Below are 21,154 nucleotides of genomic sequence, written 5' to 3'. Positions count from 1 at the left end.
CAACATGAGTACAGCAGTCACCACCCGCCCGTCGCCCGCTTCCGACCGCGCCTACGACCACGTCAAGCGGGCCATCCTCGTCGGCGAACTCCCCGGGGGCGAGCTCTTCACCGAGGGTCACATCGCCGCCCAGGTCGGCATCAGTCGTACGCCGGTGCGGGAGGCGCTCCTGCGACTCCAGGCCGAGGGACTCGTCGCGCTCTACCCCAAACGCGGCGCGCTCGTCGTACCCGTCACACCGCGTGAGGCGCACGAGGTGCTGGAGGCCCGGCTCGTCATCGAGGAGTGGGCCGCAGGTCGGGCGTGGGCTGCGCGCGCGGAGCTGGTCGGCGACCTCAAGCAGCGGCTCGAGGCGATGCAGGAGGCGAAGGCTGCGGACGACGTGGCCGCGTTCAGCGAGGCCGACCGGGTCTTCCATGCGGTCATCGTCGAGGCCGCCGGCAACACGGTGATGGCTCGTCAGTACGGCATGCTGCGCGACCGCCAGATGTGCATCCTCGCCGATGGCATCCGAGCGAGCGCGTCCCGCATGGCCCACGCAATTACGGCGCACCGCAAGCTGATTCGGCTCCTTGAGCAGGGCACCAAGGCCGAGTTCGTCCGCGAGTCGCGCGCGCATGTCGAGGACGCCATGGATCGGCTCGGAGTCGCCCGATGAGCGACCGTACGCTGCGTTTCCCCCTCGGGGGCTCGCGCGCCTGGATGGTGTGGACCAGCGCCGTCCTCGTCTACATCCTGGCGATCTTCCACCGCACCTCGCTCGGCGTGGCAGGCCTGGTCGCGGCCGACCGCTTCCACATCAGCTCCGCCCAGCTGGCGACGTTCGCGATGGTCCAGCTCGCGGTCTACGCCGCAATGCAGATCCCGGTCGGCGCGCTGCTCGACCGCTACGGCTCGCGCGTGCTCCTGATCGCTGGGGTCACCACGATGTCGCTGGCGCAGCTGGCCTTCGCGTTCGTCGACTCCTACGCGGCGGGCATCCTCGCCAGGGTGTTCGTCGGCATGGGTGACGCCATGGTCTTCGTCTCGGTCCTGCGGCTCGTCGCGCTGTGGTTCCCGTCAGCCCGTACGCCGATGGTCACCCAGGTGACCGGGTTCGCCGGCCAGCTCGGCGCGCTCGCCGCAGCCGGACCGCTCGCGGCCAGCCTCGACGGACTTGGCTGGACCACGTCCTTCCTGATGGCGTCAGGGCTGGGCGTCGTGCTCGGGGTGGTGCTGCTCTTCGTCGTCCGGGACAGCCCGTACGCCGACCGCGAGCGCACCGAGCTCAAGATGCGAGCGGTGGGCCGAGCCGTACGTCACGCCTGGCGTGAGCCCGGCACTCGCCTCGGTCTGTGGTGCCACTTCACGGCCCAGTTCAGCGCCAACGTCTTCGCGATCATGTGGGGTTTCCCGTTCCTGACCGCCGGGCAAGGCCTCAGCACCGGTCAGGCCAGCCAGCTGCTCGCGCTGATGGTCGTCACGACGGTGATCAGCAGCCCGCTCTTCGGGGTGTTCGTGACGCGCTACCCCTACTCGCGCTCGACCCTGATCCTGGGGGTCGTCGCGGCGATCATGACGGTCTGGACCGTGGTGCTGCTGTGGCCCGGGCGGGCGCCGATCTGGCTGCTGATCGTGCTCGTCATGGTGACCGCCGTCGGCGGACCCGGCTCGATGATCGGGTTCGACCTGGCCCGCACCTTCAACCCGCCGACCCGGATCGGCAGCGCGACCGGCATCGTCAACGTGGGCGGCTTCGTGGCCGCGCTCGGGACCGTGGTGCTGATCGGTGCGGTGCTCGACCGGGTCTCGCCGGGCGGACCGTCGACCTACACGGTCGACTCGTTCCGCTGGGCCATGGCGGTGCAGTACCTCGTCTGGTTCACCGGCATCGCGATGATCGTGCGCTACAGGCGACGCACCCGCCGACACATTCATGCGGACGAGACGGGTGCGTACGACCACCTGATCCCCGAAAAACTCCGCATCGCCGCCTGACCCAACCCTCGCTGGTCGAGTAGGCGAGCCCCCTAGGGCGAGCCGTATCGAGACTGTGAGGCTCGTGTCGCGGCCTTGTTGGTGCTGGGCTGTGGTTGGTGGCCGCGGGTGTGACCCGTATCGAGACTGGCTTGGTGCCTTTGCCTGGACTTGTCCGCTCGTGGTTGCCGACCCCGGCCCGGTCGGAGTTGCTGGCCTGATCAGGAGCTTGACCATCGAGCGTTAGCGGCGCGCGATGTGTCCCATCACAGTCCTGCCGACTCTCCGATCCGGACCGGAGCACGTCCCGTTCCGACAAAGGAGAGAACGCATGACCAGTCTGACTGATGTGGTCGATGTCGTCATCGGCGTCGATACTCACGTGGCCACCCACAGCGCGGCTGCTGTTGATGCTCGCACCGGTGGTGTGCGGGGTGAGATCACGGTGGAGGCCACCGCGGCCGGTTACGCCCGCCTGGTGGCGTTCGCCGACGAGCACGCAGTGCTGCGGGCTTGGGCGATCGAGGGCACCAGCAGCCATGGCGCCGGCCTGACGCGGCTGCTGAGCGGCCGGCAGGAGATGGTGGTCGAGCTGGACCGCCCTCAACGCGCCCAGCGCCGAGGCGGTGCCAAGTCCGACCCGCTGGACGCGGTCCGCGCGGCCCGAGAAGCGATGGCCCGACCCCGGCTAGGCACCCCACGAGCCAGCGGCGACCGGCAGGCACTGTCGGTGCTGCTGGCCGCGCGACGCTCCGCGGTCAACGCCTCCACCGACGCCCAACGTCAGCTGTTCGCGCTGGTCATCGCCGCCCCTGAACCCATCCGAGCCCGGTTCCGCGGGCAACGGCTGCCCGCGATGATCGCCACCGCGGCAGCCCTACGCGTGCGCACCGCAGCGGACACCGAGACCACCACCACGATCACCGCACTACGGGCCCTGGCACGCCGCGCCCGCACCCTGGCCGCTGAAGCCGAGCAGCACCAAAAAGCAATCCTGGCGATCGTCACCTCCTGGCGACCAGACCTGCTGACCCAGTCCGGCATCGGACCGATCGTGGCCGCGACCATCCTGTGCGCCTGGTCCCACAACGGACGCATCCACTCCGAGGCAGCCTTCGCGATGATCGCCGGCACTGCGCCGATCCCCGCCAGCAGCGGTCAGATCACCCGGCACCGACTCAACCGATACGGCGACCGCCAGCTCAACCGGGCCTTGCACACCATCGCCCTCACCCGGATCCGCTACGACCAGAACACCCGCGACTACGTCGCCCGCCGCACCAGCGAAGGCAAGACCAGACGCGAGATCACCCGCTGCCTCAAGCGCTACATCGCCCGAGACATCTACCGACTTCTCCAACACCCCGCAACCACTTGACGACCCATAGGAGCGTCCAGGCGCACGCGGTCACCGGGTCTCGATACGCCTCCGCTGGCGCTCCGGCTACTCGACCGGCGGTGTGGGTCAGTGGCCCTCGGGCATCGCCCAGCGGGCGGTCGAGAGGCCCTTGCTCTTGGCGCGCTCGATGGCCTCGCCGACGATCTTCTCGGCCTCGTCGCGACCGACCCAGTGCGAGCCCTCCTCGACCGACTTGCCCGGCTCAAGCGCCTTGTAGGTCTCGAAGAAGTGCTGAATCTCCTTCAGCAGGAACGGCTCGACGTCCTCGAGGTCGTTGGTGCGCTCCGTACGCGGGTCGCCCGCCACGACGCACAGCACCTTGTCGTCGCCACCAGCCTCGTCGGTCATCTTGAAGACCGCGACCGGGCGTGCCTCGACGACGACGCCGGGGTAGACCGACTCCTCGATGAGCAGGATCGCGTCCAGCGGGTCGCCGTCCTCGCCGAGCGTGTGCTCGATGTAGCCGTAGTCGGCGGGGTAGGCCATCGATGTGAAGAGCCGACGGTCGAGCCGGATGCGGCCGGTCTCGTGGTCGATCTCGTACTTGTTCCGGTTGCCCCGGGGGATCTCGATGGTGACGTCGAACTCCATGACCTGGCCATTCCCTCGTGTCGTCTGCGGTGATGGACCGAACGGTGCAAGCCCCGCAGGTCCGCGGGTTAGTGTCTCCCACCGACGGCGAGAATGTGTAAAGGGGCGGCATGCGGACTGCGGGCAAGGTCGCGGCGGGAGCGGGAGCCCTGCTCATCGCACTCGGTGCCTACGCCACCCTCGACGTCTACGACAAGGTCCCCGGCGTGCTCACCCGCGCGGACGCCGTGCGTGCCCCGGTCCCCGTCGCTGGTCGTACGACTCCGCCACCGGTCGCGTCCGCGCGCCCGCCTGTGGCCGGTCGGCCCGCCCTCCTCACAGGGCGCAGCAACGCGCCGGTGCCCGTGCCCGCCAAGGTGGGCGACGTCGTACGGCCCCTACTGAAGAGCAAGAACCTCGGCCCGACGACCGCAGTCACGGTGCGTGACGGGCAGACCGGGCAGCATCTGCTCGACGTCGATGCCGACGGGGCGCACACGCCGGCGTCGATCACCAAGATGCTGTCGGCGTACGCCATCTCCTCGACCCTCGACATGGGCGCGACCCTCGACACCACGGTCACGAGTGGCGCTGGCAGCTCGGTCGTCCTGGTGGCGGGCGGCGACACCGTCCTGGCGCCCGGCAAGGGTGACCCGGCGGCGATCAACGGGCACGCCGGCCTCGAGGACCTGGCCGTGCAGGTCGCGACCCAGCTCAAGGCGAAGGGGCAGACGTCCACGACGGTCGACTACGACCTGTCCTACGCGCCCGGTCCGCTGCAGGCGGCGCACTGGGATCAGGGCAACGTCGACATGGGTTTCACGACGCGGATCGCGATGCTCGGGCTGTCGACGAAGCGGTCCGACCCAGGTCACGCGCCGCCGAAGGATCCTGCGCGGACTGCAGCCGACGCCTTCGCGAAAGCCCTTGCTGCACAAGGCATCTCGGCCACGCTGGGGAAACAGACGACGAAGCCGACCGGCGCTGCACGGCTCGGCGTCGTGCACTCCGCGCCGATCGCCGACGTGCTCGGGCTGGCTCTGCAGGACAGCGACAACGCGATGATCGAGTCGTTGGCGCGGCAGGCGGCGGCCAAGGCCGGGAAGCCCGGTGACACGGCCTCCGTGACCGGCTGGGTGCTGGACACGCTCCGCAAGGACGGCATCGACACCCGCGGGGTCAAGCTCGCGGACGCCTGCGGTCTGTCCGACGGCACCACCATCCCCGCGCGCGTGCTCGGCGACCTCGTCGTGCACGGGACCACGGGTCGGAGCAAGCCGTTCCACGAGGTGCTGACCCGGCTGCCCGTCGCGGCCTGGAACGGCACGCTGCACGACCGGTTCACCGTCGATGGGGCGACCAGTGGTGCCGGAGTGGTGCGCGCGAAGACCGGCAGCCTGCCGTCGGTCAGCAGCCTGACGGGCACGGTGGTCGACGCAGACGGGCGGCTCCTGGCCTTCGCCGTCATCAACAACGGCAAGCAGGCGGGCGGTGCGCTGGAGACACGCGCGTCACTCGACCGGATCGTGGCCGCCCTCGCCACCTGCGGCTGCCGCTGACCGGTCCACCGTCGGGGCCCCCTCCGGCGAAAGTTGGTGCCGGGCACAGGTATGCGTGTGCAGGTGACCAACTTCTGCCGGGAGGGGCGGATGTGAGGATGGGGTCATGACTCAGCCCGAGGACTACGTCGACTGGGAGCTGGCCCGCCGCACCGGACACCGCGTCGTACGCGACGGGCCGTCGGTCACCGAGGGCGAGGCTCACGCCGCCGTCGAGGACCTGCGCGGAGCCGCAGCGCGCGCGCACCAACCGGTCGCCGACACCGCCCGCCTGCACGCTGTGGCCGACGGCAGCCCGGTGCACGTGGTCGACCGCAAGGGCTGGATCAACACCAACGTCGCCTCGATGGCCTCGCTCATCTCTCCGGTCATCGACCAGCTCGCGGCCAAGAAGCCGTCCGGGCCCACCGCCCGCAAGGTCGGCGCCAAGATCACCGGCGCCGAGACGGGCGCCGTCATGGGCTACGTCGCCAGCCGCGTCCTCGGTCAGTACGACCTCGCCCCCGGCGGCACACCGAGCCTCCTGCTCGTCGCACCCAACATCGTGCACGTCGAGCGTGAGCTGAGCGTCGACCCGAGCGACTTCCGGCTCTGGGTGTGCCTGCACGAGGAGACGCATCGCGTGCAGTTCACCGCGGTGCCGTGGCTGCGCGACCACATGATCGAGCGGGCGCGTGGCCTCATGGTCGATCTCGTGCCCGACCCCGAGCAGCTGCAGCAGCGCATCCAGAACGTCGCAGGCCGGCTGCCCGACCTGCTGCGCGAGGGCGGCCAGGGCATCGCTGACCTCGTGGCCACGCCCGAGCAGCGCGCCGAGATGGCCAAGATCACCGCCATCATGTCGCTGCTCGAGGGCCATGCGGATGTCGTGATGGACGATGTCGGTCCGCAGATCGTGCCGTCCGTCGACCAGATCCGCGAGCGGTTCAACCACCGCCGCAAGGGTGCCGGCGGTGTCGACCGGCTGCTGCGACGGCTGCTCGGACTGGAGGCCAAGATGCGCCAGTACCGCGACGGCGCCGTGTTCGTCCGCTCGGTCACCGATCAGGTCGGTGTCGACGGCTTCAACGCCATCTGGACCTCGCCCGAGACGCTGCCGCTGCCGACGGAGATCGAGAAGCCGTCGGACTGGGTCGCCCGGGTCCACGGCTGAGCCATGGCCGGCCCGCCTGCCGCCGTCGCGGTCACCCGACTGGCCGTACGCCGTGCGCTCAGCTCACGTCGTACGCCCCGCTTGCCCCACCCCGCCCCTGCCCCAGCTGCCCCCGCGCAAGAGACTGCGTCTCCTGAATCTGACGCGGTTACGAGTGCGACAGATTCAAGAGACGCAGTTTCTTGGGGCGGCCGGCGGCGACAGCTGGACCGCCCGGCGGACGTGGACATCACCCAGGGCGCAGAGGTGGAGGGCACGCTGCTGCTGGCCGCGGTCAGTGGCGGAGCGGACTCACTTGCGCTCGCGGCAGCGCTCGCGTTCGAGGGGCCGCGGGCCGGATTCGCCGTCGGCGCGCTGGTCGTCGACCACGGCCTCCAGGAAGGCTCGGCACAGGTGGCCGACCGCGCCGCCCAGCAGTGTCGATCCATCGGGCTCGGGCCGGTGGAGGTGCTGCGCGTCGACGTCCCGACGGGCACCGGCGAGGGGCCGGAGGCGCAGGCCCGCGCGGCCCGCTACGAAGCGCTCGAGGCCGCGCGGGTGCGGCTCGGTGCGACCTCGCTCGTCCTCGCCCACACCCGCGACGACCAGGCCGAACAGGTGCTCCTCGGCCTGGCGCGCGGCTCGGGCACGCGCTCGCTCTCAGGGATGCCGCGGCGTACGCCGACCGTCCTGCGGCCCTTCCTCGACGTCACCGCGGCCGAGACGCACCAGGCGTGCCGCGACCAAGACCTGCAGGTGTGGAACGACCCGCACAACGCCGACGAACGCTTCCTGCGCGTACGCGTACGCCGGGTTCTCGATGAGGTCGAGGCCCGCATCGGGCCAGGTGTACGGGCCGGACTGGCTCGGTCGGCGGACCTGCTCCGTGCGGACGGTGACGTGCTCGACGAGCTGGCCGCGGCGGCGTACGAGCATGATGCGGCCGGCCTGGAGGCTGAGGCGCTCGCGAAGCTGCCCACCGGCGTACGGACCCGCGTCATCCGGTTGCTGCTGCTCGACGCAGGCGCCGACTCAGCGGCCCTGTCCTCGGCGCAGATCGGATGGATCGACGACCTCGTCATGCGCTGGAAAGGGCAGGGCCCGGTCGACGTGCCGGGCGGGCTGCAGGCCGTCCGCGAGGACGGCCGCATCATCGTGCGCCAGGCCGGTCCGGTTCAATAGGTCCGACGTAGCCCCCGCACGACCGACCCGCACAAGGGAGTGACCGTGGACGCGAGCCATATGGGCCAGGACCTGGAGAAGGTGCTCTACACCGAGCAGCAGATCCAGGACCGGCTGGCCGAGCTGGGCGAGCAGATCTGGAAGGACTACGAGGGCAAGGACCTGCTCCTCGTCGGCGTGCTCAAGGGCGCGATCCTGGTGATGGCCGACCTCATGCGGACCTTCCCCGGGTCGGTGCCGATGGACTGGATGGCGATCTCGTCTTACGGCTCGGGCACCAAGTCCTCCGGCGTCGTCCGCATCCTGATGGACCTCCGTGAGGACATCACCAACAAGCACGTGCTGATCGTCGAGGACATCATCGACTCGGGTCTGACGCTCAACTGGATCCGCTCCAACCTCCTCAGCCGCGGCCCGGCGTCGCTGGAGATCTGCACGCTGCTACGCAAGCCGGACGCTGCGAAGGTCGAGATCGACTGCAAATACGTCGGATTCGACATCCCCAACGAGTTCGTCGTGGGCTATGGCCTCGACTTCGACGAGAAGTACCGCAACCTGCGCGACGTCGGCACGCTCGCCCCGCACGTCTACAGCTGACCGCCCAAGGGGTCGGCGCGTACGACGCGTGCGGGCGCGTGTGACGCGTGGCGGCCGCGGAGGTTGCACGACCGGGGGGCCTGTCATGGTCTGATCTTTGGCGCCGACCACAGATCAGTCGAAGTCTGATGGCGTGCGCGGAGCGCTCGCGACAGAGTTCTTCATGTCAGGCCGACCGCAGGGGGCGGTCGCCAGCTCAGCGGCCACGTGTCGTTGACAGTCAAGAGGGGAATTGACATGAAGACTCGCACTTCGTACCGACTCATCGGACTCGCACTCGCCGGCACCGCCGCGCTGGGCGGCGGCGTGGCCGCAGCCCAGACCTCGCACGCCGACACCTCGCATGCCCAGGCTGCGACGCCCGCGTACAACGTGCCGAACGTGGCACCGACGAAGATCGCCGGACAGCCCATCCAGTGGGACAGCGGTCAGTACGACCTCATGCCCGCGATGTCCGCGATGACCTGCGACCCGGGCAACCCTGGCGGACTGTCGCCGGTCGCCGGCCGCATGTGGGACTACTACGACGGCTCGAACGACTTGGACCAGAACACCGCCGAGGTTCACGTCACCGGTTGGAAGGACGGTCGCGCCGCGTTGAAGGCACTGTCCAACAACGGAACGGACTGCGTGCTGAATGACGACTGGCGCGAGGTGAACACCGGCAAGGCCGACCACAAGCTCTTCACGAACGGTCATGACTACGAGGCTGTGGTGCGGGTGCGCAACATGCTCGTCGCAACCGAGGTCAGCCTGCCGAACGGCACGGCGGCGCGCGCACGCCAGATCGCGCAGACCCAGGCGCAGGGCGCCGCCGACAAGCTTGCCTCGCACTACCCATCTGCCGCAGGCTGATCGTCGGCTACCTCAGCGGCACGCAGGCCCGGACGGTCGACGGTCACGTCTGAGGTCACGACGCAAGACCAGCCCAGACACGATACGAGTGGCCCACTGCCTGGTGGGCCACTCGTGCTGTGTCTGGGCCGGTCTCATGCGGTCACCGACGAGCAGGTTGGCTCCGACTTGGTCTGATCTTGGTCCTAGGACCATTGGGCCCAAGTCCCGTAGATCGGGACGCCCCTTTCTCAGAGGCTTGTCATAGCGGGCCAGGAGGCCCACACACGGGGTTCACCGGCGACTTTGAGAGCGCCGGACCATGATGAAGGGGAGTCTCATGAAGACACGTTCTGCACGCGGACTGGCCGCTGTTGCACTGGCCGGGGCCACACTGGCTGGCGGCGCACTGGCCGCACAGCCGTCGTACGCCACGGGCCAGTCGGGCGCGAGCACCGCGGCCTTGCCGCCGGCCGGGTCGTACGCCTATGGCTGGTCGGCCGTCGTGCGACACAGCACCGACACTGATGACAACAAGGGCGCCCTGGCGATCGTGTCTCCCACGGGCAGCCTCACCACGATCGGGCCGGTGTCCGATGACGCTGGCCTGCAGGACACGACCCAGGACATGCGCCACGTGCTGACCTCGCGCCATCAGGACGGTCAGTACCGCATCACGGTCTGGGACACCGCGACCAAGAAGCCGACCTACTTCCGCGTGCCGGACCATGGCATCAACGGCTTGTACCTCGCGTTCGGTGGGGACGGCATCCTCGTCCAGGCCGGCACCGGGCCGGTCGAGTCCCGCACGCTGACCGGCGCTCTCGTCCGGACCCTGAGCGCCCCGTCCACCCGGTTCTCCGCTTCGCCGGGCGGCAGCGTCTTCTATCAGACCAAGGGCAAGACGATCGTGACCCGCAATGCCAAGACGGGGGCCGTGCTGCACACCTGGGCCATCCCCGCGAGGTACGCCGGCGAGCTGGGCCAGTGCGACGTGGCCCAGCAGTGGGACGCGACGTCGGTCTCACTCGACTGCAGCCTGGAGCTCGGCGACTACCAGTCCTTCCGGATCGACACGGCAACCGGCAAGACGACGCCGATCACGCCGCAGTCCACGGCCTTCGCCTACCCCACGACTGCCAAGCGTCTGGTCTCCGAGCCCGGCGAAAGCAACATCGTCGGCTACCTCGTCGGCTCGACCGTCCATGACCTGCCCGGCCTGAAGAACGGGTACTACTCGGACTACCAGGTCAGCGGTGCGTATGGCTCGACCGCGTACGTGGACGAGTTCGTCTGGGCCGAAAACAAGCCCCACCCGACCGCGTCGCTGCTGAAGTACGACCTCGCCACCAACGCCATCACGCGGGTGGCCGGCTCCGGTTCGCCTTCGGGCGGCGTGATCTCGTACGCCACGACGATCGACGGCCACCACTGACGGGACCGCACCAGACCGGCCCCCGCCGAGCACGAGTGGCCCACCGCCTGGTGGGCCACTCGTGTGGCGTTCCGGGCCACCTGCCGATGGCCATGGGCAGGGAGACGAGCGAGGTCCGTACGCTGGCGGAACGCATCCGTGACATGGGGCGTTGTCCAGCGAGGATCGGCAACATCCCGCGTCCAAGCGGGTGTGTCGCGCCGTGTAACGTCGTGCGAGTCTGTTGCCGACGGCCGCCTTGCCCTGCGAGGGTACGACGGCCGTTGTGGCCTAGTGAGCAGGAGGATCGGGGCATGCGCCCCGCAGGTACATGAACGTCAAGCGTCTCGCCCGCACACCGGGCCTGTGGATCGTCCTTATCGTGGCGATCGGCTTCCTCTGGTTCACGCTGGGTAATACCGGCGGCTACCAGCGCGTCGACACCTCTCAGGCCATGTCCCTGATCCAGCAGGACAAGGTCGACTCGGCCAAGGTCACGCCCGATCGCATCGACCTGACTCTCAAGCAGAAGCAGGACGTTGGTGACGCCAAGGACACCAAACGGATCCAGTCGTACTACGTCTCTGCTCGCGGCGACAGCATCGTCGACGCGCTCAACGCCCACCCGCCGGCCAAGGGCTTCACCGACGACCCCGAGAAGCAGAACGTCTTCGTCAGCATGCTGCTGACGATCCTGCCGCTGCTGCTGATCCTCGGTCTGTTCTGGTTCTTCATGAGCCAGATGCAGGGCGGTGGCTCCCGGGTCATGCAGTTCGGCAAGTCCAAGGCCAAGCTGGCCAGCAAGGACATGCCCAAGGTCACCTTCTCTGACGTGGCCGGTGCGGACGAGGCAGTCGAGGAGCTCCACGAGATCAAGGAGTTCCTCGCCGAGCCGCGCAAGTTCCTCGACGTGGGCGCCAAGATCCCCAAGGGCGTCCTGCTGTACGGCCCGCCCGGCACCGGTAAGACGCTGCTGGCCCGCGCTGTTGCTGGCGAGGCCGGCGTGCCGTTCTACACGATCTCCGGTTCGGACTTCGTCGAGATGTTCGTCGGTGTCGGTGCCTCCCGTGTGCGCGACCTGTTCGAGCAGGCCAAGGCCAATGCGCCGGCCATCATCTTCGTCGACGAGATCGACGCGGTCGGTCGCCACCGTGGCGCCGGTCTGGGTGGCGGTCACGACGAGCGCGAGCAGACCCTCAACCAGCTACTGGTCGAGATGGACGGCTTCGACGTCAAGACCAACGTCATCCTGATCGCGGCGACCAACCGTCCCGACATCCTCGACCCGGCGCTGCTGCGTCCGGGCCGGTTCGACCGCCAGATCGCGGTCGAGGCGCCGGACATGGTCGGTCGCCACCACATCCTGCAGGTGCACTCCAAGGGCAAGCCGATGGCTCCCGACGTTGACCTGCTCACCGTCGCGCGTCGTACGCCGGGCTTCTCCGGTGCGGACCTGGCCAACGTGCTCAACGAGGCCGCCCTGCTGACCGCGCGCACCAACAAGCGGATCATCGACAACTACGCGCTCGATGAGGCCATCGACCGCGTGATGGCCGGCCCGCAGAAGCGCACCCGCGTGATGAGCGCCAAGGAGCGCAAGATCACGGCGTACCACGAGGGTGGGCACGCGCTGGTCGCATCGGCGATGAACTACACCGACCCCGTCTCCAAGATCACGATCCTGCCGCGCGGTCGCGCCCTCGGTTACACGATGGTGCTGCCGGTCGACGACAAGTACTCCACCACGCGCAACGAGCTGCTCGACCAGCTCGCCTACGCGCTCGGTGGCCGGGTCGCCGAGGAGATCGTCTTCCACGACCCGAGCACCGGAGCCTCCAACGACATCGAGAAGGCCACTGGCCTGGCCCGCAAGATGGTCACCCAGTTCGGCATGAGCGAGCGGATCGGCGCGATCAAGCTCGGCACCGCAAACGCCGAGGTCTTCCTGGGTCGCGACATGGGACACGAGCGCGACTACTCCGAGGACCTGGCCGGTGTCGTCGATGAAGAGGTGCGCCGCCTCATCGATGCCGCACACGACGAGGCGTGGCACGCGCTCAACGACAACCGCGATCTGCTGGACAAGCTCGTGCTCGAGCTCCTCGAGAAGGAGACGCTCAACCACGACGCGCTCGCGGAGATCTTCAAGGACGTCCACAAGCGCCCGGACCGTCCGGTCTGGCTGTCCAGTGACGTGCGCACGGTGAGCGACCGCGGCCCGGTGCTGACGCCGGCCGAGCAGGAGGCCCTCTCTCGCGGCGAGGTGCCGCACGAGGACTTCCAGCAGCCGCAGGAGCACCCGCCGGAGGCGGTCATCGAGGTCCCCGAGGGCGGCTATGTCGACCCCACGACCGATTGATCACGAGCGGGCCGCGGCAGCCGTCCGTGAGCTGCTCATCGCGGTCGGGGAGGACCCCGACCGCGAAGGTCTGAAGGACACCCCGGACCGCGTCGCGCGGGCGTACGCCGAGGCGTTCGCCGGCATGGTGCAGGAGCCGGCCGACGTGCTGGCTCGCACCTTCGATGTCGCGCACGATGAGCTCGTCCTGGTGAAGGACATCGAGGTCTACTCGACCTGCGAGCACCACCTGGTGCCCTTCCACGGGCTCGCTCACGTGGGCTACATCCCTGACGAGCACGGCCGGATCACCGGCTTGTCCAAGCTGGCGCGTCTGGTCGACGTGTTCGCCAAGCGTCCTCAGGTGCAGGAGCGACTCACGACGCAGATCGCGGACGCGCTGACCGAGCACCTCAACGCGCGCGGCGTGATCGTGGTGCTGGAGTGCGAGCACCTGTGCATGTCGATGCGTGGTGTCCGCAAGCCGGGTGCTCGCACGGTGACGTCGGCCGTCCGCGGGCAGCTGCGCAACCCGGCCACCCGCGCCGAGGCCATGAGCCTCGTCATGGGTCGCTAGTGGGCATGAGCCAACGTGCCTGACGCGCTCAGCCTGCCCGAACCCCCGGCGGACCGTCCGGTGCTGATGGCGGTCGTCAACGTCACGCCCGACTCCTTCTCCGACGGCGGTCGCTGGTTCGACGCCGACGCTGCCGTGACGCACGGCCACCAGCTGATTGCCGAGGGCGCCGACATCCTCGACGTCGGCGGCGAGTCGACGCGTCCCGGTGCGGCGCGTCCGGACGAGACCGAAGAGCTGCGCCGGATCCTGCCCGTGGTCACCGAGCTGGCTTCCGCGGGTGCGCGCGTCAGCGTCGACACCATGCGCTCGCGGGTCGCAGCCGCCGCGCTGGAGGCGGGAGCCTCGCTGGTCAACGACGTCAGCGGCGGTCTGGCTGACCCCGACATGGCGCGTGTGGTCGCCGACGCCCGTGCGCCCTATGTCGCCATGCACTGGCGCGGGCACAGCAAGGACATGCAGAGCCGAGCGGTCTACGGCGACGTCGTGGCGGACGTACGCCGCGAGCTCGAGGAGCGCGTCGAGGCTCTTCTCGAGGCGGGCGTACGACGTGAGTCGCTGATCGTCGACCCGGGCTTCGGCTTCGCCAAGACCACCGAGCAGAACTGGGAGATGCTCGCGCGGCTGACCGAGTTCGAGCGCCTCGGACTGCCGTTGCTGGCAGGCACCTCACGCAAGTCGTTCCTGTCACGGGTGGGCAGTCTCGACGGCGAGCCGCTGCCACCGGACCAGCGTGATGAGGCGACCGCGGCGACCAGTGTGCTGCTGGCGCAGGCGGGCGTCTGGGGTGTGCGCGTGCATGAGGTCCGTGCGACGGCAGTCGCGTTCGAGGTGCTGGCCCGGACCCGGGGGACCTCATGACCGACCGCATCACCCTCACCGGCCTGACGGTGACGGCGTGTCACGGTGTGCTCGACTCCGAGAAGGTCGAGCCGCAGCCGTTCATCGCCGACATCGTGCTGGAGACGGACCTGCGTCGTGCAGGTGCGAGTGACGACCTGAACCACACCGTGAGCTATGCCGAGATCGCGCAGGAGGCCGAGCAGATCCTGTCCGGTCCTAGCGTCGACCTGATCGAGACGCTGGCTGAGCGCATCGCCGCCGCGGCGCTCACTCGCCCGACGATCGAGGCTGTCGAGGTGACGATCCACAAGCCGCAGGCGCCGGCCGGTGTGCCGTTCCACGACGCCGAGCTCGGCGGCCCGTCGGTGACCGTACGCCGTGAGCAGGACCGCCAGGTCGTCATCGCCTGCGGCGCCAACCTGGGCGACCGTGGCGCCACGCTGCGTGCCGCGGTGCGTGCCCTGGACGCGACGGCCGGCCTCACTGTCGTACGCATCTCGCCGCTTTTCGAGACCGACCCGGTCGGCGGGCCGGAGCAGCCGGACTACCTCAATGCGGTCGTCCTCGCGCGCTCACGGCTGGCGCCGCACACTCTGCTCGCCCGACTTCACGAGATCGAGTCATGGCACGGTCGAGTCCGCGAAATCCGTTGGGGTGCAAGGACTTTGGACCTTGACCTGATCCAGGTGGGTGACCCGTGGGCGGGCACCGATCTGACGTCGGACACCGACGAGCTGACGCTGCCGCATCCCCGAGCGGGCGAGCGCGCCTTTGTGCTGGTGCCGTGGCTGGAGGTCGATCCGGCCGCGACCCTGCGCGTCGGTCGCGACGCGGAGTCGGTGACTGAGCTCGCCGGAATGGCCGACGAGAGCGGTCTGCGACCCGGCCCGGCGTGGGAGGTGCTGTGAGCGAGGAGGGTCTGAGCTGGAGGCACGCGGTCACGACCGGCGTCGTCGTACTCATCCCGTCGTACGCCGGGCTGCGTCTGTGGTCCGAGGGCGGCCGCGCCATGCCGCAGAACTCATGGTTCGCGGTCGCGATCATCGTGCTGATGGCCGTCGCAATCCTGGTCGCAGCCGGGGAGATTCACCGCTACGTCGAGGGTAAGTCGACCGTCCTACCGACCCCACAGCGTGCCCGCCGCACGGTCGTCGGTGCGCAGGCGACGGTGATCGGCGGAGGAGCTGCGGCCGGTTGGTACCTCGCGCAGGCGCTCGTCCACATCCCCAACGCGGACGTCGACTCGGTACGTTCGTCGCTGACGCTCGCTGCGGTGCTGACGCTGGCGAGCGCCGGTCTGTCAGCAGCGGGTCTGGTCGCGCAGGCGTGGTGCAAGAACCCGCCCGAGGACGACGACCCCGACGACAAGCGCCGCCCGCCCGAGCCCGCCTGACCACGAAGCCGCCCACGGGCGACGGGTAACCGACGTCAGTCGTCCGCACCTCGCCGGCAAAAGTTGGTGGTGTGCACAGGTATGCGTGTGCGGCTCGCCAACTTTCGCCGGAGTGCGGCTGTACGACGAAGGGCGGGACCTGCCGCCCCAGCAGGTCCCGCCCTCGTGCATGTGCCCGTTGAGCTAGGCGTCAGCCCTTCATGCGGCGACGGGCAACGACACCCGCACCGACCACGCCACCGAGGGTGACCAGGCCGGCAATCGCCGCAGTGCTGTTGCCCGAGCCGTCCTGGACGAAGTCGGTCTGCACCGGTGGGCCGGTGACCGTGCCAGTGCCGGTCGGCTCAGCCGTCCCGGTGCCGGTGTCGGTCGGGGAGGACGTCGAGGTGGGCGACTCCGTGGGCGTCGCCGTGGAGGTGGGCGACTGCGTCGGAGCGTCACCGACGGTGATCTTGGCGAGCGTGGCGTCCTGGCCGGCAACCTGGGTGCACACGACGTTGGCGACGAAGCCGGAGTCGGTGGTGAGGGCTGCCTTGAAGTTGCCCACAGTCGCGGTCGCGGTGCCGGCCGTGGCAGCCGCCTTCTCGGCTGCACCGACACCGGACGGCTTGGTCACGATGTTGCCCGTGGCCGGGACATTGGTCAGCGGAATCGTGAGGTTCGCGGTCCGCGTGCCGGGGTTCTCGACCGCACCGCTCACGGTGTACGTAGCGGGGCTGGTGCCCTTGATCGTCTTGACGTTCAGAGCGCGCAGCTGTGCCGCGGCGTCGGCGCCGGTGGTGACGGTCGCGTCGACCTTGGGCGCGGGGAGGGAGGCGCCCGGGTCCACCTGGGTGGGCAGGTCCGCCGCAACAACGACCTTCCACGGGTCAGTGAAATTGATGCCGAGGTCCGGCAGTCCGCACTTGTAGTTGAGCGACTTGGTCGTCGCGGCGTCCGCTGGGGATGCGAGGCCACTAGCCATACTCAGCGCGAGAGCGCCACCAACGGCGGTCGCAGCGCCGATCTTGGTCAACGATCGACGGCGGTGGGCAGGACGAGACTGCTGCGTCATGGTGCTCCTAGCTGAGGAAGGCGGCAGACCCCCGTCTACCTACCTTTGAGTAAGTAACCTCAAAGTAAGCATCGTGTGACCTAGATCGCAGCCGGTTCACAGAACTTGGGCCTGTGAACGGTTCCCGGGTGAACGACTACTTATCGATGTCTCCGACGACGAAGAACATCGATCCGAGGATCGCGACCATGTCAGCCAGCAGGCAGCCCTCGAGGATCTCGCCCAGCACGGCCACGTTGTTGAACGACGCCGACCGCAGCTTGAGCCGCCACGGCGTCTTCTCGCCGCGTGACACGAGGTAGTAGCCGTTGAGCCCCAGCGGGTTCTCGGTGGCGACGTAGTCCTGGCCCTCCGGCACCTTCAGCACCTTGGGCAGCTTCACGTTGACCGGACCTTGCGGGAGCCTACGGAGCGTCTCGACGCAGTGCTCGGCGATGTCGAGGCTGACGTGTACCTGCTCCAGCAGCACCTCCAGCCGCGCCTGACAGTCGCCCTCGGTGCGTGTCACGACCCGGCCAGGTCCCTCGGGACCGAACAGGTCGGCGTACGCCAGGTAGGGCTGGTCGCGCCGCAGGTCGATGTCGAGACCGGAGGCACGCGCGATGGGCCCGGAGACGCCGTACGAGGAGATGGTCGCCTGGTCGAGCACGCCGACTCCGCGGGTGCGGGCCTGGAGGATCTCGTTGCCGACGATGAGGCTCTCGAGATCGGGCAGTCGCTTGCGGACGTCGTCGATGGTCGTCTCGACGCGGCCGAGCCAGCCGGACGGCAGGTCATCGCGCAGACCGCCAACTCTGTTGAACATGTAGTGCATTCGGCCGCCGGAGATCTCCTCCATGACGGCCTGCAGCTCCTCGCGCTCGCGGAACGCGTAGAAGATCGGCGTGATCGCTCCGAGCTCCAGCGGGTAGGACCCGAGGAACATCAGGTGATTGAGCACCCGGTTGAGCTCGGCCATGAGGGTGCGCGTCCAGGTCGCCCGCTCCGGTACGTCCATGCCGAGCATTCGCTCGACCGTCAGCACCAGCCCGATCTCGTTGCTGAACGCTGACAGCCAGTCGTGCCGGTTGGCCAGCACCAGGATCTGGCGGTAGTCGCGGACCTCGAAGAGCTTCTCGGCACCGCGGTGCATGTAGCCGATGATCGGCTCGGCCTTGAGGATGCGTTCGCCGTCGAGGGTGATGCGCAGGCGGAGTACGCCGTGGGTCGCCGGATGCTGCGGCCCGATGTTGAGCACCATGTCGGCCGTCGCGAGTCCGCCCGCGCCGACGCCGACGGTGAGCTCACGAGGCGTCTGGGTCATGCGCGCCAGTCTGCCAGGACCGCTCGCCCGGACCCGACTACCCCGCCGGAACGCGCACTGCCCTCGGTGACATGACGAGTCATTCCACCAGGGCAGTGTCAGGAACGGCGGGGTAGTCGAGGACAGCGTGGTTGGACGTACGTCAGCGGACGCTGGACAGGAATGCCTGGGTGCGCGCGTGCTGGGGCTCGGCGATCGTCGTACGGGCATCGCCGTGCTCGACCACCACACCCTCGTCGAAGAACGACAGCGTGTCGCCGACCTCGCGGGCGAAGCCGATCTCGTGCGTCACCACGACCATCGTCATGCCGTCGCGAGCGAGCGCCTTCATCACCTCGAGCACCTCGTCGACCAGCTCGGGGTCGAGTGCCGACGTGGGTTCGTCGAACAGCATTAGCGCCGGGTCCATGGCCAGCGCCCGTGCGATCGCCACGCGCTGCTGCTGACCGCCGGACAGCTGGTGCGGACGCTTGTGCGCGTGGTCGGCGAGCCCGACGCGGTCCAGCTGCTCGTCCGCCCGCTCGCGCGCCTGGCGCGGGTCGATGCCCTTGACGCGGATGGGCGCGACGGCGACGTTCTCGGTCGCGTCCATGTGGGCGAACAGGTTGAACCGCTGGAACACCATGCCGATGTTGGTGCGGAACTGTGCGAACCGCTTCGGCCCCCACGGGTGCGCCTTGCCGTCGCGCAGGTCGTAGCCGACCTCCTCGCCGAGCACCCGCAGGCTGCCGTCGTGCACCGGCTCCAGCCCGTTGAGGCAGCGCAGGAACGTCGACTTCCCCGAGCCCGACGGCCCGATGATGCAGCTGACCTCCCCTGGGGCGACGTCGAGGTCGACGCCCTTCAGGACCTCCGTCTTGCCGTACGCCATTCGCACCCCCCGAGCGCGTACAACGTTCTCCCCATCGCCGGTCGAGTAGCCCGGAGCGCTAGCGGAGGGCGTATCGAGACCAGGTGCGGGCGTGCCGGTGGTCTCGATACGGCTCGCCCCTGGGGGCTCGCCTACTCGACCAGCGGGGTCAGGCTCGCCTACTCGACCAGCGGGGTTGGGCTCGCCTACTCGACCGGCGTTGTCATCAGTGCTCATGCGCCTGCTCCTTCGCCGACGGGACGGGCCGGAATCGCTTGTCCGCGAAGGCGATCCGTGAGTCCACCGCCTCGCACCAGGCGTACGGCATCTCGGCCGTAACGTCGCTCCAACCGCGACTGCAGCCAGGTCGCGATGGCGGTCATCAGCATGTACCAGGCGCTCGCCACGATGAGCAGCTCCATGATCAGGTTGTTGGTCTTGTAGATCTGGCTGGCGTTGGTCATCAGGTCGTTGCCGGCCACGACGTAGACGAGCGACGTGGTCTTCAGCATGGAGATGAACTCGTTGCCGGTCGGCGGGATGATGATGCGCAGCGCCTGGGGGAGCACGATGTAGCGCATCCGTTGCGCGGGAGTCATGCCCATCGCGTACGCCGCGTCCGTCTGGCCCTCGTCGACCGCCTGGATGCCGGCGCGTACGGTCTCGGCGAAGTAGGCCGCCATGTTGAGCCCCAGCCCGAGCATCGCGGCCGTGAAGCCGGTCATCACCCGGTTGGTGTCCCAGAAGACGCCGACCTCGGTGAACGGGATCTTCAGGATCAGGTGCGGGAACAGGAACGCCAGGTTGTACCAGAAGATCAGCTGCACGATCAGCGGTGTCCCGCGGAAGAACCAGATGTAGAACCACGACAGCGAGCGCAGCACCGGGTTGTGCGCCAGCCGCATGATCGCGAGCAGCACACCGAGCACGAGCCCGACCACGGTCGCGAGGATCGAGATCTGGATCGTCACCCAGACGCCCGACAGGATCTTGCCGTCGAAGAGGAAGTTCCAGACCTCGCCCCAGTCCAGGTGCGGGTTGCGGATGATCAGCCAGGCGAGCCAGCCGACCACGAGCAGCGAGATCGTGCCGGCTGCCCAGCGTCCCCAGTGGAAGACGCGCGTGACCGGCACCTGCGATCCGGTGTCATCGATGAAAGGTGCTGTGCGAGTAGTCATCTCGTCATCTCCGTCACTTGCCGCCGTTGACGACTGCGGACTTCACCGCGAGCTTGTCGAGGTTCCACGCCTTGAGGATCCGTTGGTAGTCACCGCTGGTGATCAGTGACTGCAGAGCCTTGCGCACCGTGTCGATGAACGGCTTCTCGGTGGGGTTCATGGCGATGCCCCACGGTGACTCGGTGCCGATGATCGGGACCGCCTCGCTGCCGGTCTTGGGGTCGCTCGCCCGGAACGCCGCGACGACGTAGTCGGTGATGTTGGCCTGCGCCCGACCGGACGTCATCGCGAGCAGCGCGTCCTGGTCGCCAGGGAACTTCAGGACGTTGATCTTCGGCTTGCTCTTGGCCTTGCACGCCTTGTCGTAGCCCGTCGCCAGCTCCAGCGACGAACCGTTGTCGACGACGGAAACCGTTTTGCCGCAAAGATCTTCGGGCGTCTGGATGCCGGTCGGGTTGCCCTTCTTGACCAGGTACGCCGCGCCGGCCAGCACGTAGTCGACGAACGTGACCTTCTGCTGGCGCTCGGGGTTGTCCGTCATCGACGTCATCACCATGTCGTAGCGCTTGGTGATCAGACCCGGGATCTGCGCGTTGAAGTCCTCGTTGCTGACGGTCATGTGTACGCCGAGCCGCCGGGCGATCGCGCGCGCCAACGACGGGTCGAGGCCCACGATCGTCTTCTGGTCGGCCGCGAACATCTCCATCGGCGGATAGCCCTCAGAGGTCGACATGCGCAGACCCTTCGACCGGATCCGCGACGGCAGCGCAGCGGTGAGAGCCGGGTCGGGCTTGATCGCGTTGATGACCGACGCGGCTTTGTCGGCCGCCGGTGCCGTGTCCGGCCCCTGCTGCTTGCCGCTCTCGCTCTCGTGGAGCTCGCTAAGCGGTCGGGCCCCGCACCCGCTGGTCAGCAGCAGCGCCGCAGCGGCCAGCGCCACTCCGAGTGGTCGTACGTCATGCCGCATGCCGAATC

At 68.7% G+C, this 21,154-nt stretch carries 20 protein-coding genes; 14 read left to right on the top strand and 6 right to left on the bottom strand.

The features are described from left to right. The first annotated feature begins 4 nt into the window (after positions 1-4). The 3 genes from VV02_RS23105 to VV02_RS23095 all read left to right on the top strand — a co-directional run bounded on the left by VV02_RS23105 (position 5) and on the right by VV02_RS23095 (position 3,334). A complete protein-coding gene (locus VV02_RS23105) occupies positions 5-658 on the top strand; it encodes a GntR family transcriptional regulator (protein ID WP_052595477.1) in 654 nt (217 codons plus the stop codon). Continuing rightward, entirely contained in the window at positions 655-1,977 is a 1,323-nt protein-coding gene (locus VV02_RS23100; protein WP_052595475.1) for an MFS transporter, read from the top strand. The genes VV02_RS23105 and VV02_RS23100 overlap by 4 nt, the downstream gene beginning before the upstream one ends. 310 nt (positions 1,978-2,287) lie before the next feature. After that, positions 2,288-3,334 carry an IS110 family RNA-guided transposase gene (locus VV02_RS23095; protein ID WP_052589306.1) on the top strand — a complete coding sequence of 349 codons (1,047 nt, stop codon included), beginning with the start codon at positions 2,288-2,290 and terminating at the stop codon, positions 3,332-3,334. Between the two features lie 87 nt (positions 3,335-3,421). Here the strand turns inward: VV02_RS23095 and VV02_RS23090 are convergent, their stop codons facing one another. After that, positions 3,422-3,946: an inorganic diphosphatase gene (locus tag VV02_RS23090; RefSeq protein WP_052595473.1), complete on the bottom strand. Its 525-nt coding sequence runs from the start codon at positions 3,944-3,946 to the stop codon at positions 3,422-3,424. A gap of 110 nt (positions 3,947-4,056) precedes the next feature. On the opposite strand from VV02_RS23090, the gene VV02_RS23085 reads away from it, so the two are divergent. The 11 genes from VV02_RS23085 (at position 4,057) to VV02_RS23035 (ending at position 15,794) form a co-directional block, all read left to right on the top strand. Continuing rightward, on the top strand, positions 4,057-5,484 hold the full coding sequence (locus VV02_RS23085; RefSeq protein WP_052595471.1) for a D-alanyl-D-alanine carboxypeptidase/D-alanyl-D-alanine-endopeptidase: 1,428 nt from the start codon (positions 4,057-4,059) through the stop codon (positions 5,482-5,484). 106 nt (positions 5,485-5,590) lie between these two features. Next, on the top strand, positions 5,591-6,637 hold the full coding sequence (locus tag VV02_RS23080; protein WP_052595469.1) for a zinc-dependent metalloprotease: 1,047 nt from the start codon (positions 5,591-5,593) through the stop codon (positions 6,635-6,637). Between the two features lie 222 nt (positions 6,638-6,859). Further along, positions 6,860-7,798, top strand: a complete 939-nt coding sequence (gene tilS / locus VV02_RS23075; RefSeq protein ID WP_245633171.1) for a tRNA lysidine(34) synthetase TilS — start codon at positions 6,860-6,862, stop codon at positions 7,796-7,798. Between the two features lie 45 nt (positions 7,799-7,843). After that, complete coding sequence (gene hpt / locus VV02_RS23070; RefSeq protein ID WP_052597458.1) at positions 7,844-8,395, top strand: hypoxanthine phosphoribosyltransferase; 552 nt, start codon at positions 7,844-7,846, stop codon at positions 8,393-8,395. A gap of 237 nt (positions 8,396-8,632) precedes the next feature. Then, positions 8,633-9,250 (top strand): hypothetical protein, encoded by a 618-nt coding sequence (locus VV02_RS23065; RefSeq protein ID WP_052595467.1) that lies wholly within the window; start codon positions 8,633-8,635, stop codon positions 9,248-9,250. Between the two features lie 319 nt (positions 9,251-9,569). After that, positions 9,570-10,664, top strand: coding sequence for a hypothetical protein (locus tag VV02_RS23060; protein WP_052595465.1), 1,095 nt, complete (start codon positions 9,570-9,572; stop codon positions 10,662-10,664). A gap of 310 nt (positions 10,665-10,974) precedes the next feature. Continuing rightward, the gene (gene ftsH, locus VV02_RS23055; protein WP_052595463.1) at positions 10,975-13,002 is read left to right on the top strand and encodes an ATP-dependent zinc metalloprotease FtsH; all 2,028 of its coding nucleotides are present in this window, start codon (positions 10,975-10,977) and stop codon (positions 13,000-13,002) included. After that, complete coding sequence (folE, locus tag VV02_RS23050) at positions 12,980-13,558, top strand: GTP cyclohydrolase I FolE (RefSeq protein WP_052595461.1); 579 nt, start codon at positions 12,980-12,982, stop codon at positions 13,556-13,558. The genes ftsH and folE overlap by 23 nt, the downstream gene beginning before the upstream one ends. A 66-nt stretch (positions 13,559-13,624) precedes the next feature. Continuing rightward, entirely contained in the window at positions 13,625-14,419 is a 795-nt protein-coding gene (gene folP, locus VV02_RS23045; protein WP_052597456.1) for a dihydropteroate synthase, read from the top strand. Next, on the top strand, positions 14,416-15,309 hold the full coding sequence (folK, locus tag VV02_RS23040; RefSeq protein ID WP_052595458.1) for a 2-amino-4-hydroxy-6-hydroxymethyldihydropteridine diphosphokinase: 894 nt from the start codon (positions 14,416-14,418) through the stop codon (positions 15,307-15,309). The genes folP and folK overlap by 4 nt, the downstream gene beginning before the upstream one ends. After that, positions 15,306-15,794, top strand: a complete 489-nt coding sequence (locus VV02_RS23035) for a DUF3180 domain-containing protein (protein ID WP_052595456.1) — start codon at positions 15,306-15,308, stop codon at positions 15,792-15,794. The genes folK and VV02_RS23035 overlap by 4 nt, the downstream gene beginning before the upstream one ends. 190 nt (positions 15,795-15,984) lie before the next feature. Here VV02_RS23035 and VV02_RS23030 read toward each other — a convergent pair whose 3' ends face one another. The 5 genes from VV02_RS23030 to VV02_RS23010 all read right to left on the bottom strand — a co-directional run bounded on the left by VV02_RS23030 (position 15,985) and on the right by VV02_RS23010 (position 21,146). After that, positions 15,985-16,848 carry a DUF6801 domain-containing protein gene (locus VV02_RS23030; protein WP_052595454.1) on the bottom strand — a complete coding sequence of 288 codons (864 nt, stop codon included), beginning with the start codon at positions 16,846-16,848 and terminating at the stop codon, positions 15,985-15,987. Between the two features lie 136 nt (positions 16,849-16,984). Further along, positions 16,985-18,151: an NADH-quinone oxidoreductase subunit D gene (locus VV02_RS23025; RefSeq protein ID WP_052595452.1), complete on the bottom strand. Its 1,167-nt coding sequence runs from the start codon at positions 18,149-18,151 to the stop codon at positions 16,985-16,987. Positions 18,152-18,293: 142 nt separating this feature from the next. Then, positions 18,294-19,022 (bottom strand): amino acid ABC transporter ATP-binding protein, encoded by a 729-nt coding sequence (locus VV02_RS23020; protein WP_052595450.1) that lies wholly within the window; start codon positions 19,020-19,022, stop codon positions 18,294-18,296. A 212-nt stretch (positions 19,023-19,234) separates the two neighbouring features. Further along, on the bottom strand, positions 19,235-20,179 hold the full coding sequence (locus tag VV02_RS23015) for an amino acid ABC transporter permease (RefSeq protein WP_052595448.1): 945 nt from the start codon (positions 20,177-20,179) through the stop codon (positions 19,235-19,237). A gap of 13 nt (positions 20,180-20,192) precedes the next feature. Then, the gene (locus VV02_RS23010) at positions 20,193-21,146 is read right to left on the bottom strand and encodes an ABC transporter substrate-binding protein (RefSeq protein ID WP_052595446.1); all 954 of its coding nucleotides are present in this window, start codon (positions 21,144-21,146) and stop codon (positions 20,193-20,195) included. Between the last annotated feature and the right edge of the window lie 8 nt (positions 21,147-21,154).

The sequence above is a fragment of the Luteipulveratus mongoliensis genome, from assembly GCF_001190945.1.
Lineage (GTDB): Bacteria > Actinomycetota > Actinomycetes > Actinomycetales > Dermatophilaceae > Luteipulveratus > Luteipulveratus mongoliensis.
Note: the sequence above shows the minus strand (reverse complement) of the source record. Positions and strands in the feature narration are given on the sequence as shown.

What these genes read in the sequence shown, in the direction of transcription:
- folP (WP_052597456.1), top strand. Translation starts at nt 13,625, where the DNA reads ATGGCGGTCGTCAACGTCACGCCCGACTCCTTCTCCGACGGCGGTCGC.
- VV02_RS23060 (WP_052595465.1), top strand. Translation starts at nt 9,570, where the DNA reads ATGAAGACACGTTCTGCACGCGGACTGGCCGCTGTTGCACTGGCCGGG.
- VV02_RS23020 (WP_052595450.1), bottom strand. Translation starts at nt 19,022, where the DNA reads ATGGCGTACGGCAAGACGGAGGTCCTGAAGGGCGTCGACCTCGACGTC.
- folK (WP_052595458.1), top strand. Translation starts at nt 14,416, where the DNA reads ATGACCGACCGCATCACCCTCACCGGCCTGACGGTGACGGCGTGTCAC.
- VV02_RS23025 (WP_052595452.1), bottom strand. Translation starts at nt 18,151, where the DNA reads ATGACCCAGACGCCTCGTGAGCTCACCGTCGGCGTCGGCGCGGGCGGA.
- VV02_RS23100 (WP_052595475.1), top strand. Translation starts at nt 655, where the DNA reads ATGAGCGACCGTACGCTGCGTTTCCCCCTCGGGGGCTCGCGCGCCTGG.
- VV02_RS23015 (WP_052595448.1), bottom strand. Translation starts at nt 20,179, where the DNA reads ATGACTACTCGCACAGCACCTTTCATCGATGACACCGGATCGCAGGTG.
- VV02_RS23080 (WP_052595469.1), top strand. Translation starts at nt 5,591, where the DNA reads ATGACTCAGCCCGAGGACTACGTCGACTGGGAGCTGGCCCGCCGCACC.
- VV02_RS23095 (WP_052589306.1), top strand. Translation starts at nt 2,288, where the DNA reads ATGACCAGTCTGACTGATGTGGTCGATGTCGTCATCGGCGTCGATACT.
- VV02_RS23065 (WP_052595467.1), top strand. Translation starts at nt 8,633, where the DNA reads ATGAAGACTCGCACTTCGTACCGACTCATCGGACTCGCACTCGCCGGC.
- ftsH (WP_052595463.1), top strand. Translation starts at nt 10,975, where the DNA reads ATGAACGTCAAGCGTCTCGCCCGCACACCGGGCCTGTGGATCGTCCTT.
- VV02_RS23085 (WP_052595471.1), top strand. Translation starts at nt 4,057, where the DNA reads ATGCGGACTGCGGGCAAGGTCGCGGCGGGAGCGGGAGCCCTGCTCATC.
- folE (WP_052595461.1), top strand. Translation starts at nt 12,980, where the DNA reads ATGTCGACCCCACGACCGATTGATCACGAGCGGGCCGCGGCAGCCGTC.
- VV02_RS23105 (WP_052595477.1), top strand. Translation starts at nt 5, where the DNA reads ATGAGTACAGCAGTCACCACCCGCCCGTCGCCCGCTTCCGACCGCGCC.
- VV02_RS23010 (WP_052595446.1), bottom strand. Translation starts at nt 21,146, where the DNA reads ATGCGGCATGACGTACGACCACTCGGAGTGGCGCTGGCCGCTGCGGCG.
- VV02_RS23090 (WP_052595473.1), bottom strand. Translation starts at nt 3,946, where the DNA reads ATGGAGTTCGACGTCACCATCGAGATCCCCCGGGGCAACCGGAACAAG.
- VV02_RS23030 (WP_052595454.1), bottom strand. Translation starts at nt 16,848, where the DNA reads ATGACGCAGCAGTCTCGTCCTGCCCACCGCCGTCGATCGTTGACCAAG.